General features: G+C 65.2%; 8 protein-coding genes. 3 read left to right on the plus strand and 5 right to left on the minus strand.

The window, feature by feature from the left end; translation table 11 throughout:
* Positions 1-275 precede the first annotated feature (275 nt).
* From ACT531_RS14085 to ACT531_RS14095, 3 genes are all read right to left on the minus strand, one after another.
* Positions 276-2,066 carry a methyl-accepting chemotaxis protein gene (locus ACT531_RS14085; protein ID WP_476017811.1) on the minus strand — a complete coding sequence of 597 codons (1,791 nt, stop codon included), beginning with the start codon at positions 2,064-2,066 and terminating at the stop codon, positions 276-278.
* Positions 2,067-2,630: 564 nt separating this feature from the next.
* Positions 2,631-4,442: a methyl-accepting chemotaxis protein gene (locus ACT531_RS14090; protein ID WP_476017812.1), complete on the minus strand. Its 1,812-nt coding sequence runs from the start codon at positions 4,440-4,442 to the stop codon at positions 2,631-2,633.
* A gap of 55 nt (positions 4,443-4,497) precedes the next feature.
* A complete protein-coding gene (locus tag ACT531_RS14095; protein ID WP_476017813.1) occupies positions 4,498-5,031 on the minus strand; it encodes a chemotaxis protein CheW in 534 nt (177 codons plus the stop codon).
* 266 nt (positions 5,032-5,297) lie between these two features.
* Here ACT531_RS14095 and ACT531_RS14100 point away from each other — a divergent pair, with 266 nt between their 5' ends.
* On the plus strand, positions 5,298-6,107 hold the full coding sequence (locus ACT531_RS14100) for a lipase family alpha/beta hydrolase (protein WP_476017814.1): 810 nt from the start codon (positions 5,298-5,300) through the stop codon (positions 6,105-6,107).
* 194 nt (positions 6,108-6,301) lie between these two features.
* On the opposite strand, the gene ACT531_RS14105 is transcribed toward ACT531_RS14100, so the two are convergent.
* Positions 6,302-8,149: a methyl-accepting chemotaxis protein gene (locus ACT531_RS14105; protein ID WP_476017815.1), complete on the minus strand. Its 1,848-nt coding sequence runs from the start codon at positions 8,147-8,149 to the stop codon at positions 6,302-6,304.
* Positions 8,150-8,371: 222 nt separating this feature from the next.
* The gene (ppa, locus tag ACT531_RS14110) at positions 8,372-8,908 is read right to left on the minus strand and encodes an inorganic diphosphatase (RefSeq protein ID WP_015013642.1); all 537 of its coding nucleotides are present in this window, start codon (positions 8,906-8,908) and stop codon (positions 8,372-8,374) included.
* A gap of 256 nt (positions 8,909-9,164) precedes the next feature.
* Between ppa and ACT531_RS14115 the strand changes: the two genes are divergently transcribed.
* Together ACT531_RS14115 and ACT531_RS14120 are read left to right on the plus strand one after the other, a co-directional pair.
* Complete coding sequence (locus tag ACT531_RS14115) at positions 9,165-11,246, plus strand: sodium-translocating pyrophosphatase (protein WP_015013641.1); 2,082 nt, start codon at positions 9,165-9,167, stop codon at positions 11,244-11,246.
* A gap of 97 nt (positions 11,247-11,343) precedes the next feature.
* Positions 11,344-13,725, plus strand: coding sequence for a DUF1631 family protein (locus ACT531_RS14120; protein WP_476017816.1), 2,382 nt, complete (start codon positions 11,344-11,346; stop codon positions 13,723-13,725).
* Positions 13,726-13,764 lie beyond the last annotated feature (39 nt).

The following is a 13,764-nucleotide window of genomic DNA, read 5'->3' on the forward strand; positions in this document are numbered from 1 at the left end:
ATTTTATCAATTTATAACTATGACGCGTGGGCAGGGACGGGAGAGGGAAAGGCGCCCGTGGTGTGGCGCGCTGGCGCAGCCAAGGGTGGACACCCCTGCCCCATTGCCCGGAAAGAAACGCAATCAGACGCACGCACCGCCCGTTGCGAGCCATGCGCAGCCTACGGTCTCTGTGCCTTGAATGGCGGGCGCTTTGGTTGGCCCGCTTTGATGAAGAAGTTTATGCCCCAACAAGGGGCAAAAACCTTACAACCGGCCCCTCTGCCTGCGCCACATCAAAAGCTCTCCCAATCGTCCTCCGCACCTGCGGCAACAGGCTGGGCCAGCTTGGGCGGCGCACTGGCCGATTTGGCTGCGGAAGGCGCTGCTGCAGCAGCGGACGCTTTTTTGCCAGCGGGTGCGGGCGTGGCCGTGGACCGCAGGGTAGAAGTCTCCCTGACGGGCGCGCCTGTCGATGCAGGCTTGCCTGCAGGTGCAGCGGGCACGGGGCGCTGCGCCCCGGTGGCTCCGCCGCCCGGCTGCGCTGCACGCGCCTGGTCGGCTGTGAGCTTGAACACGGCCACCGCCCCCACCAAGGCCTGCGCCTGATGGCTCAGACTGCTGGCGGCCGCCGCCATTTCCTCCACCAGCGCGGCGTTCTGCTGGGTGACCTGGTCCATCTGCGTCACGGCCTCACCCACCTGCGACACGCCGGTGCTCTGCTCGCTGCTGGCGGCGCTGATCTCGCCCATGATGTCCGTCACGCGGCGAATGGCGCCCACCACCTCGGTCATGGTGGTGCCGGCCTTGTCCACCAGCTGCGAGCCCTGCTCCACACGCTCCACGCTGGCTGTGATGAGCGACTTGATCTCCTTGGCCGCCTCGGCGCTGCGCTGGGCCAGGTTGCGCACCTCGCCCGCCACCACGGCAAAGCCCCGGCCCTGCTCGCCCGCGCGGGCGGCCTCCACCGCCGCGTTCAGCGCGAGGATGTTGGTCTGGAATGCGATGCCATCGATGACCGAGATGATGTCGGCGATCTTCTTGCTGCTGTCGTTGATGCCCTTCATGGTGGTCACCACCTCGGCCACCACATCACCGCCCTGCCCCGCCACGGTGGATGCGCTCATCGCCAACTGGTTGGCCTGGCGCGCGTTGTCGGCGTTCTGCTTGACGGTGGAACTCAGCTCCTCCATCGACGCAGCGGTCTCCTGGAGTGCACTGGCCTGCTGCTCGGTACGGATCGACAGGTCGTTGTTGCCCGAGGCGATTTCGGCACTGGCAGACGCCACCCCCTGGGCGTTGCTGCGCACGCCCGACACTACATGCGCCAGGTTGTTACGCATGGTGGTCAGGCCGCTGAGCAAATGGGCGATCTCGTCCTTGCCCCGGGCGTGGATCGCCACGGTCAGGTCGCCCGGGGCCACCGCGTCGGTGATCTGCACCGCATCGCCCAGCGCGCGCGAAATCTGCCGGATCATGGCGCCGCCCATCAGCACCGCCAGCGCGATGCCCGCCACCACCGCCGTGACTGCCAGCGCACGAATGGTCTGGTAGCTGGCAGCCGCGCTGTCGTACTCGGCCTTGGCACGGTCCAGCTGCACCTGCATCAGCTGGCCCAGCACCGCCTGCAACGGGTCGATGGCGGGGTACATCTCCTTGGCAGCAAACGCGGTCAGCGCCGCCACATCGCCCGATTTGAAGTGCCCCGCCAGCACGTCGGTCGCCGCATCGGCCTTGGCCTGCAGCGGCTTGAAGCGCTCGACCAGTTGCGTTTCCTCCGGCACCAGCTGCGTGGCGAGGTAGGCCTTCCAGTTGGTATCGATGGCCTTGCGCGCGTCGGCCACGGACTGCAGGCCTTGCGCAGGGGTCAGCGCGCCGTCGCGCACCTTGTGGGCTGTGTCCACCACGTTGACGGCATACATGTCCGCCACCACCTTGATCTGCTTGAGTGGCACCACCCGGTCGTCGTAGACCGACTTGAGCCCGGCATTGGAATTGCCCATGCCATACAGCCCCGCCACGCCCACCAGCAGACACAGGGCCGCAAGCAAACCCGCCAGGCGGGTGGAAATCTTGAACTGGTTCATGACAACACTCCTGAGGGAAACGATGCACACGGCTGAGCCCCGCTGGCTGCGCGCCAGCGGTGGGAAAAGAGCACAGAGCAAGTGGCAACAGCAGCCAGAGCGGCCCGGGGCGGCGGCCTTGGTGGTGCCAGAGTGCGCATTGCAACCCCTTGCACCCAAGCCCGGCGGGCCGCGTCAGCGGCCGGGGGCTGGTGCGTGCGCAAGCGTGTGCGCACAGCGGTGAAACCACGGTCCATTGCGGAACTCCTGGGGAGAACGGCGCAAAAAGAAATGCCCACCCATGCAAAGACCGCGCGCCGTGGCGGTCAGGCCCAGCATAGCGCTTTCCGTTACGTTTGCGTACGAGTCGCATCGTTGGGGCTGGGACGACGGCCCCGGTTGGCAACCAGCCAACTTCACCAGCCGCTGATGCCACTCGCACATCCATCAAGTAACAAAGCACGCAGAAGGTGTCCCCTCTGCGTGCTTCTTCACTTCTTTCTTGATAGCTGTCAGCGCATGTTCCACCTGCGCCTGCAGCCGTTTTGACCTGAACTCTTCATCCAGGGGCCTGTCTGGCCCTTCTCAGAAGCTCTCCCAGTCGTCGTCGTTGCCCCCTGCCTTGGCCGGTGCCGGGCTGGGCGCTGCCGGTTTGGGGGCTGCGGCGCTGGCTGCTGGGGCCGCTGGCGCTGCGCTTCCGGTCTTAGGCGCTGCCAGGCTGGCGGCGGGTTTGCTGCTGCTGCTCTTGGCGCTGCTGCCCAGGCTGCTGCGGGCCGGGGCTTTGTAGCTGGGCGCTGCAATTGGAGGGCGGACGGGGGCAGCGCTGCCGCGCGCCGGGCTGTGACTTGATGTGCTGTTGGCGTCGAGCTTGAACACGGCCACGGCGTTGACCAGTTCGCCGGCCTGGGCGTTCAGGGCGCTGGCAGCCGCTGCCATTTCTTCCACCAGGGCGGCGTTTTGCTGGGTGGCCTGGTCCATCTGGGTGACGGCTTCTCCCACCTGGCCGACTCCTGCGCTTTGTTCGCTGCTGGCGGCGCTGATCTCTCCCATGATGTCGGTCACGCGGCGGATGGCGCTGACGACTTCGGTCATGGTGGCTCCGGCTTTGTCCACCAAGGCGGTGCCTTGTTCCACGCGTTCTACGCTGGCGGTGATGAGGGCTTTGATTTCTTTGGCGGCTTCTGCGCTGCGCCCTGCCAGGTTGCGCACTTCTCCGGCCACCACGGCAAAGCCTCGGCCTTGTTCGCCGGCGCGGGCGGCTTCGACGGCTGCGTTGAGCGCCAGGATGTTGGTCTGGAAGGCGATGCCGTCGATGACGCTGATGATGTCTGCGATCTTGTTGCTGCTGGCGTTGATGCCTTTCATGGTCTCGACGACTTCGGCCACCACGTCTCCGCCTTGCACGGCCACGGTGCTGGCGCTGACGGCCAGTTGGTTGGCGGCGCGTGCGTTGTCGGCGTTCTGGCGCACGGTAGAGCCCAGTTCTTCCATGGAGGCTGCGGTTTCTTCCAGCGCGCTGGCCTGCTGCTCTGTGCGCGCGCTCAGGTCGTTGTTGCCGGAGGCTATCTGCGCGCTGGCTGAGGCTACGCCTTCGGCGTTCTGGCGTACCGTGCTGACGGTGTTGACCAGGCTTTGCTGCATGCGTTGCAGGGCGCTGAGCAGGTGCCCGGTTTCATCCTTGGACTGTACGACGATCTGGCCGCTCAGGTCGCCACCGGCCACGCGGTCGGCCGCCTCCACTGCTTGTGCCAGGGGGCGGGTGATGGAGCGGATGATGGTGATGGCCAGAAAGATCGCAATGCCGATGGCAAGTGCGGCCGCAATCAGCACATCGCGCTGCAGGGCGCCCGCTTGCGACTCTGCACGCTGCCCTGCTGCAACGGTGAACTGTGCCTGCAGCTCCACTTGCTCCCTGATACTTGCTTGATAGGCAAGTTGCACGGGACGAAGCTGCTCTTCCAGCAATTTAATGGCTTCGTCTTTTTGGGCTTGCTGGATCAGCGCCAGGTACTGGTCTCCCACTTTCAAGAAATCTGCACGCTGCTGCTCCATTCGCGCCAAGGCTTCCTTGCCCTTTTCAGACACGATGAGTCGGTTGAGGACCTGATAGGCCTCCGCCACCCTGGCCCGTGCTTCAACGATCTGGTCTCGCGAAGCCTTCAAGATCGTCTCGTTCGAGAAAATCACCAAGTTGCGATACTGAGTGGCCTGGACGTTCACGCCATCGGCCAACGTACCCAGCGCCTTGGTGATGGGTATGCGCACACCCACCACGTCGGTCAGTTCGGCACGCTGGCTGGCAGATCGCACCAAACTCACAGCCCCTAAAGCAACCAGTAAGAGGACCATGACGCCAAAAGCTATCGCGAGCCGGGTGGAAATCTTGAACTGATTCATCCTTCTTCTCCTCGGGTTGATCGTTGTGCGTGTTCTGCCTGTGGCTACCTTAGCTCTATGCAGCCTTTGTCACCAGTCCTATTTCGTCACTGCTGAGCAACGCCTCGATGTCCATCACGATCAGCATGCGTTCGCCCAGGCTGGCAATGCCGGTGACAAAGGCGGGGTCCACATGGCCCTGCCGCTCGAACTGGGGCGTGGGCTTGATGAGGTCGGGGGTGAGCGAGACCACATCGGCCACCGCGTCCACCACCGCCCCCACCAGGGTGGAGCCGATGTCCAGAATGATGACGACGGTGAAGTCGGTGTAGCTGGCTTCAGGGCACTGCAGCTTCACGCGAAGGTCCAGGATTGGGACGATGCGGCCGCGCAGGTCGATCACCCCCTTGATGAAGTCGGGCGAATGCGCCAGGCGTGTGGGCCGTTCGTACGAGCGGATTTCCTGCACCCGCAGGATGTCGATGCCATATTCCTCCGTGCCCAGGCGAAACGTCAGGAATTCACGCGCGGCGGCCGCCGCGCTGGGCACCGGCCCCGGCGTTGCAGAGTGGGCGTTGGCAGGGACGGCAGAGTCGACAAAAGCGGTCATGGCACGGGGCTTTCAGGCGGTGGGGGCTGCGAGGGACGCCAGAACGCGGAATGCGCAAAAGCTATTCAAAGCATAGCAGTCATAGGTTTCATTTCGTGACATTTTTTGAGAATCTCCCACGCCAGTACAAGGGGACTGGGACCGCAACTGACCGGGCAATTGGAGAGCTTGCTCCATTTCGCGCCCCGCCCTGGTGCGCAAAAACTGCTACCGTCGCATCACCCGTGTGCCTTGCCTGGCACGCGCCGTTTTGGAACGACGAATCGATGCCCCTCTTCTCCGACCGCAAATCCGCTGCCCCCGACCACATGCCACCGCCGAGCTTGCCTCTGCTGGCCCTGGAGCTGCGCGCTCCGTGGGAGTTTGGCGCCGTGCTGCCCGCCTGGCCTGTGCTGCAACGCGCCCCGTTGGGGGACGGACACACGGTCATCGTGTTTCCGGGCCTCACGGCAGGTGACACCACCACCCTGCCCCTGCGCCGCTACCTCGAATCGCGCAACTACAACACGCTGGGCTGGGGCCAGGGCCTGAACCTGGGGCCCCGCGAGGGCGTGCTGGAAAACGCTAAGGCCCAGTTGCAGCAAGCGGCCGATGCCAGCGGCAGCAAGGTCAGCCTGGTGGGCTGGAGCCTGGGCGGCATCTACGCCCGCGAGCTGGCCAAGGAAATGCCTGACCTGGTGCGCTGCGTGGTGACCCTGGGCACGCCCTTTGCCGGGCCTCACACCTCTACCAACGCATGGCGCATCTACCAGTTCGCCAGCGGCCGCAGCATCGAGCGCGAAACCGAGAACTACAACCTGCCCGAGGCGCCCCCGGTGCCCACCACCAGCATCTACTCACGCACCGACGGCGTGGTGGCCTGGCGCGGCAGCATCCAGGCTCCCGCAGACCACAACCCGCATACCGAGAACATCGAAGTGGTGGCCAGCCACTTTGGCATCGGCCTGAACCCGAGCGCCTGGTGGGCCGTGGCCGACCGCCTGGGCCAGCCGCACGGGCCGGGCGTGGTGTGGCAACCCTTCCAGCGCCCGCAGCTGCCAGGGCTGCATCTGGTGTACCCCAACCCGCACCGCTGACGAGGGCACAGAACAGTCCACTGGCCGGGCTGAATGGAAGGCACATTGAAAGGTGCCACGCAAAAAAAGCACGCAGAAGGCGCCCCCTCTGCGTGCTTCTTCACTTCTGTTTTGATAGCTGTCAGCGCATGCACCACCTGCGCTTGCAGCCGTTTTGACCTGAACTCTTCATCCAGGGGCCTGTCTGGCCCTTCTCAGAAGCTCTCCCAGTCGTCGTCGTTGCCCCCTGCCTTGGCCGGTGCCGGGCTGGGCGCTGCCGGTTTGGGGGCTGCGGCGCTGGCTGCTGGGGCCGCTGGCGCTGCGCTTCCGGTCTTAGGCGCTGCCAGGCTGGCGGCGGGTTTGCTGCTGCTGCTCTTGGCGCTGCTGCCCAGGCTGCTGCGGGCCGGGGCTTTGTAGCTGGGCGCTGCAATTGGAGGGCGGACGGGGGCAGCGCTGCCGCGCGCCGGGCTGTGACTTGATGTGCTGTTGGCGTCGAGCTTGAACACGGCCACGGCGTTGACCAGTTCGCCGGCCTGGGCGTTCAGGGCGCTGGCAGCCGCTGCCATTTCTTCCACCAGGGCGGCGTTTTGCTGGGTGGCCTGGTCCATCTGGGTGACGGCTTCTCCCACCTGGCCGACTCCTGCGCTTTGTTCGCTGCTGGCGGCGCTGATCTCTCCCATGATGTCGGTCACGCGGCGGATGGCGCTGACGACTTCGGTCATGGTGGCTCCGGCTTTGTCCACCAAGGCGGTGCCTTGTTCCACGCGTTCTACGCTGGCGGTGATGAGGGCTTTGATTTCTTTGGCGGCTTCTGCGCTGCGCCCTGCCAGGTTGCGCACTTCTCCGGCCACCACGGCAAAGCCTCGGCCTTGTTCGCCGGCGCGGGCGGCTTCGACGGCTGCGTTGAGCGCCAGGATGTTGGTCTGGAAGGCGATGCCGTCGATGACGCTGATGATGTCTGCGATCTTGTTGCTGCTGGCGTTGATGCCTTTCATGGTCTCGACGACTTCGGCCACCACGTCTCCGCCTTGCACGGCCACGGTGCTGGCGCTGACGGCCAGTTGGTTGGCGGCGCGTGCGTTGTCGGCGTTCTGGCGCACGGTAGAGCCCAGTTCTTCCATGGAGGCTGCGGTTTCTTCCAGCGCGCTGGCCTGCTGCTCTGTGCGCGCGCTCAGGTCGTTGTTGCCGGAGGCTATCTGCGCGCTGGCTGAGGCTACGCCTTCGGCGTTGCTGCGCACGCCCGACACCACCCGCGCCAGATTGGCCCGCATGTCGCCCAGTGCGTTGAGCAGCTGGCCCATTTCATCCTTGCCGCCCGAAGGCACTTCGGTCGCCAGGTCGCCATCTGCAATGGCGCGGGCAGCCTGCACCGCATGGTGGGCCGGACGGGTCACGGCGCGGGTGATGGCCACGCCCAGCACGGCGGCCAGTGCCACGCACAGCGCAAGCGTGCCAAGCACCCAGGCGCGCGCCACATTGAACACCTTCATCGCTTCCTCGTTGGCCTGCAAGGCCGCGTCCGCATTGATCTTTTGCAGCTCGCCCAGCGTCTCGGCCGTGGCCACAAAGGCCGACTCCGATTCGCCCGCATACAGCATGCTTAAGGCGTCAGCAGTCAGCTCCATGGTCTCGGCGGTGCTGAAGTCCACGCCCTTGGCAATGTCCGCCAACTTGTCCTGCAGCGCCACATAGGCCGCCTTGCGGGTCTTGTAGGCGTTGAACACCTCGCGCTCCTTGGGCATATCGATAAGCGGTTCGTAGACCGCCTCGACCCTGCTCAAATCTTTGTGGCGCGCGGCAACCTGCTCGGCAAACGCCTTGACCTCGGCCGAACTACGCGCAGTGACCATGCCCGCCTCGGCACGGCGCATGCGGTTGAGCAGCACGCGCAGCTCGCCCGTTTGCGTGACGCTGGGCAGCAGGTTCGTGGCGATCTCCTCGGCGTTGGCGTGGATGCGGGACATTTGCACCAGCGCAATAGACCCGAGCAAGGCGGTCAGCAACACCACTGCCAAAAAACCCGCTGCCAGCTTCACGCCAATGCGCAGATCAGAAATTTTCATGAATCACCTCAAAGTACCTCGAAACACCGGAACAGCCGCAGCCATGTAACTAAATGCAGTCTATCAGCGCGCCCAGCCGCACATGGCACGGCTTTTCCCTACCCAGGCAGGGTGCCACCCACAAAAAAACACGCCACCCGAGGCGGATGGCGTGCTTTTATTTTGATAGCATCCAGTGCATATTGCACCAGCACTGCAGGGCGAAAAGTGCCCAAAGGGCTATCAGGCCTGCGACTTCTTGTAGTTGTCGATGCCGTCGGTGATTTCCTTCTTGGCAGCGTCGATGCCTTCCCAGCCCAGCACCTTGACCCACTTGCCCTTTTCCAGGTCCTTGTAGTGCTCGAAGAAGTGGGCGATGGCGTTGCGGCGCATGGCGTTCACGTCATCGATGGTCTTCCAGTGGTCGTACATGGGCAGGATCTTGGAGGTGGGCACGGCAATCACCTTGCCATCCACACCGGCCTCGTCTTCCATCATCAGGATGCCCAGGGGGCGGCAGGGCACGACCACGCCGGGGAACAGCGGGTAAGGCGTGATCACCAGCACGTCCACCGGATCGCCGTCGCCCGACAGCGTCTGTGGCACGTACCCGTAGTTGGTGGGGTAGTGCATGGCGGTGGTCATGAAACGGTCCACAAAAATGGCGCCCGATTCCTTGTCCACTTCGTACTTGATCGGGTCGGCGTTCATCGGGATCTCGATGACGACGTTGAAGCTGTCAGGAACGTTCTTGCCTGGGGGGACGTTGTTGAGGGACATGTCTTTGGATAGTGGTTTGTTGACGATAACCCGCGAGGCCTTCGGCACTGATGCAGCGCAACGAAGCGTCGGGATTAACCCTGATTTTAGGCGCACGCCCCTTTCTGCCCGCTTGCAAACCGGCGTTTGCCTGTAAATTGGGTCTGTTGGCCAATCGGCTCCTGCGCGAAACGCATGGGTAGCACGAGGAAGCAACGCAGCGGGGAAACCACCGATGCGTTGGTCCCCCTCCGTGCAACACACCAAGGAGAATTGAATGGCTGCAAGCTCAGCACTGACATCCCCTCTCATCCTGGCCCTCGTTTGCGGGCTCATCGCGGTGGCCTACGGCATCTGGGCCCGGGGCTGGATCCTTTCCAAAGACCCGGGCAACGCCCGCATGCAGGAGATTGCCGCCGCCATCCAGGCGGGCGCCGCCGCCTACCTCGCCCGCCAGTACAAGACCATTGCCCTCGTGGGCGTGGTGCTGGCCGTGCTGATCGGCGTGTTTCTGGACGGCACCACGGCCGTGGGCTTTGTGGTGGGCGCCGTGCTATCGGGCGCCTGCGGTTTCATCGGCATGAACGTGTCGGTGCGCGCCAACGTGCGCACTGCGCAGGCTGCCACCCATGGCATCGGCCCGGCGCTGGATGTGGCGTTTCGCGGCGGCGCCATCACCGGCATGCTGGTGGTGGGCTTGGGGCTGCTGGGTGTCACGGGCTTTTACTGGTTCCTGGCGGGCAACGGCAACCACACGCCCACGGCGCACCTGGCCACCTTGCTCAACCCATTGATCGGCTTTGCATTCGGCTCGTCGCTGATCTCGATCTTTGCGCGCCTGGGCGGCGGCATCTTCACCAAGGGCGCCGACGTGGGCGCCGACTTGGTGGGCAAGGTGGAGGCCGGCATCCCCGAGGACGACCCGCGCAACCCGGCCGTGATTGCCGACAACGTGGGCGACAACGTGGGCGACTGCGCCGGCATGGCGGCTGACCTGTTCGAGACCTACGCCGTGACGCTGATCGCCACCATGGTCCTGGGCGCCTTGATGGTGGCCACGGCCCAGGTCAATGCCGTGGTGTACCCGCTGGCGCTGGGCGCCGTGTCCATCGTGGCGTCCATCATCGGCTGCTTTTTTGTGAAGGCCTCGCCCGGCATGAAGAACGTGATGCCCGCGCTGTACAAGGGGCTGGCGATTGCGGGCGTGCTGTCACTCATTGCCTTCTACTTCGTCACGCTGTGGATCATGCCGGACAACGCCGTCACGGCCACGGGCTCGCAGCTGCGGCTGTTTGGCGCTTGCGCTACCGGCCTGGTGCTGACGGCCGCACTGGTCTGGATCACCGAGTTTTACACCGGTACGCAATACGCGCCCGTGCGGCACATCGCCCAGGCATCCACCACCGGCCACGGCACCAACATCATTGCGGGCCTGGGCGTGTCGATGCGCTCCACGGCCTGGCCCGTGGTGTTTGTGTGCACCGCCATCATCGTGGCCTACGGCCTGGCCGGCCTGTATGGCATTGCGGTGGCGGCTACGTCCATGCTGAGCATGGCGGGCATTGTGGTGGCGCTGGATGCGTATGGCCCCATCACCGACAACGCGGGCGGCATTGCCGAAATGGCCGAGCTGCCCAGCAGCGTGCGCGACATCACCGACCCGCTGGACGCCGTGGGCAACACCACCAAGGCCGTGACCAAAGGCTACGCCATCGGCTCCGCCGGCCTGGCCGCACTGGTGCTGTTTGCCGACTACACCCACAAGCTGGAAACCTATGGCCGGGCGGTGAGCTTCGACCTGTCAGACCCGATGGTCATCGTGGGCCTGTTCATCGGCGGGCTGATTCCGTACCTGTTCGGCGCCATGGCCATGGAAGCGGTGGGCCGCGCCGCGGGCGCCGTGGTGGTGGAGGTGCGCCGCCAGTTCAGCACCATCAAGGGGATCATGGACGGCACGGGCAAGCCCGAATACGGCAAGGCCGTGGACATGCTGACCACCGCCGCCATCAAGGAAATGGTGATCCCCAGCCTGCTGCCCGTGGTGGTGCCGATTGGGGTGGGCTTGCTGCTGGGCCCGAAGGCGCTGGGGGGCCTGCTGATGGGCACCATCGTCACGGGCCTGTTTGTGGCCATCAGCATGTGCACCGGCGGCGGCGCCTGGGACAACGCCAAGAAGTACATCGAAGACGGCCACCACGGCGGCAAGGGCTCCGAGGCGCACAAGGCCGCCGTGACCGGCGACACCGTGGGTGACCCCTACAAGGACACGGCCGGCCCGGCCATCAACCCGCTGATCAAGATCATCAACATCGTGGCGCTGCTCATCGTGCCGCTGGTGGTCAAGTTCCATGGCGGGTGAATCCACGCCACCGCTAGCAGAAAGGGGCCTCGGGCCCCTTTTTGACGCGTAACATCGCACCCATTGCAGCAGTTTCCGGTCCTCCGTCCTACTGAAGATGGCCTTGACACACAACACCCCGTCCGCCACGGCCCCGACCGGCAGCATCGTTGCCCCCCAGCAGCGCATCGTCCAGAACGCGTTGACCCAGGCCCGGCCTGTGGTGGAACGCGTGATAGAGACCACACGCATGTCCCTGCAAGCGCGCCTGGACAGTGCACGCACCCCCGGCGAGCACAACGCCATGCAGGAGGCCCGCCAGCAACTGGTGCGACTGGCCTCGGTGATGGCCGATCGTTACCCCGATGCACTGCGCAAGGCCTTGGACGAGGACACCGCGCAAGGCGACGACAAGCCCACGCGCTCCCTGTTCACCGTGAACTTTGACGACCTCGAACTGATGGACGAGGCGCAGATCAACGACAGCGTGGAGCGAGCCCGCGCACGGCAGGTGCTCGTCACGGCCGTGGAAGGTCCCCTGGCTGACCTGGACGCACTGGTCTGCGCCGCACAAGGCCTGCCCCGGGTGCAGCCAGAACACAACCCGCTGCGCCCCGACGTCTTCTTGCAGGCCCTGCAGTCCGTGGTGTCGCGGATGCAGGTCACGCCCCAGGTGCGCCACGACTGGATGGGGCTGATGGCCCAGGCACTGGGTACCGAGCTGCGCAGCCTGTACCTGGCGCAGATCGACCAGCTCAAGCAAAGCGGCGTGAAGCCGGTGGGCTATGCCATGCGGCAGGCCACAGGCGAGGTGGTCTATGTGGCGCCTGCCGAGGCCGGGGTGTCCCCCGGCTTCGCCGCCGATAACGATTTGTATGTGGCGTCGTCCACCAGCGCAGGCGACCCGCTGCTGACGCTGGACCGCCTGCGCCGCCTGCTGCTGGGCGAGTTCAATGACGCAGCCGCCCCTGCAGAAACACGTGCCCCGGCCAACGACAGCCAGGAATCGTTTGCAGACCGGTTTGCGCGGGAATTTGAAGACCCGGCACAAGGCTTGCCGCACATCAACCCGCCCGCCACTGACTTTGCGATGACGGTACCTGCTGCGTTTGAGGCGCTGCAAGAGATGAACCAGGTGGGCCAGATGATGGAGCGCCTGGGCACGCCACGCACGCTAGCAGCCCCTGGCGCAGACGGCCACTCCGCCGCCGCGCAGCGGGCGCAGGTGCAGGGCCTGGGCCAGGCCTTGAGCATGGAGGTGGTGGCGCTGATGGTGGACAACATTGCGCGCGACACGCGGCTGCTGTGGCCGGTGCAACAGTTCATCCGCGCGCTGGAGCCGGCGCTGATGCAGCTGGCACTGTCCGACCCGCGCTTCTTCAGCCACAAGGAGCACGCCGCACGCCGTCTGTTGCAAGACATCACCGACCGCAGCCAGGCCTTCAACAGCCCCGAAGCCCCGGGTTTCCAGAGCTTCATGCGGTCGCTCATGCACATTGCGGGGCCGCTGGCCACCGCCACCATTGAAAGCGCTGATGACTTTGAGCAGGTGCTGCAGCAGCTGCACGCCAAATGGGCCGAGAAGGACCAGGCGCTCAGGCAGGAGCGCCAGCGCGCGATCGAGGCCCTGCAGCACGCCGAGCAGCGCCACCTGCTGGCCGCACAGATATCCCGCGAGCTGTGGTTGTTGCCCAGCATGGGCAAGGTGCCCGATGCGATCTCCCGCTTTCTGCTGGGCCCCTGGGCCCAGGTCATGGCCGAGGCCCGGCTCTCAGCCAAACCCGGCACCACAGACCCGGGCCGCTATCAGGAGCTGGTGGAGGCGCTGATCTGGAGCGTGCAACCCGAGCTGACGCGCGCCAACACCGGTCAGCTCGCCCGCCTGCTGCCCAAACTGCTGCCCAAATTGCGCGAGGGCCTGGCATCCATCGACTACCCTGCCGACCGCACAGAGGCTGTCTTCGCGTTGCTGATGCAGCTGCACCAGCAGGCCTTCACCCCCGGGCCCAGGGTTGCGGCGCCAGCCCCTGCTGCGCCGACCAGTGCAGCACCGATGGCAACGCCCGCTGCAGAGCCAGCACAACCAGCCCCCCTCGACGACGACGATCCCTGGGTGGCACCCTCCGAGGCCCGGGAGTCCGGCTATATCGATATCTCGCAATCCCCCGAGAGCGAAGACGCAGACTCTGCACCCGAGACTGCACCCAGCAACGTTGCGCCCCTGCCGCTGCCCGCGTCCACCATCACCGTGGGCACATGGGTCAACCTGCAGGTGGCGGGCCAGTGGGAGCGCACGCAACTCTCCTGGATCGGCTCGCACGGCAACCTGTTCCTGTTCACCAGCGCCTCGGGCCGCACCCAGTCGATGACCCTGCGGCTGCTGGACCGGTTGCTGCAACAAGGCGCCCTACAGGTTCTGGCCGAGCAGACTGTGGTGGACAACGCCCTGAACGCCGTGGCCCAGACCGCCATGCAAAACAGCGTGGAAAGCCGGCACTGAACGCCGCTTGCACAACAGGAGTGGTCAAACACCGCAGAC

The organism is Acidovorax sp. DMC1, assembly GCF_056314325.1.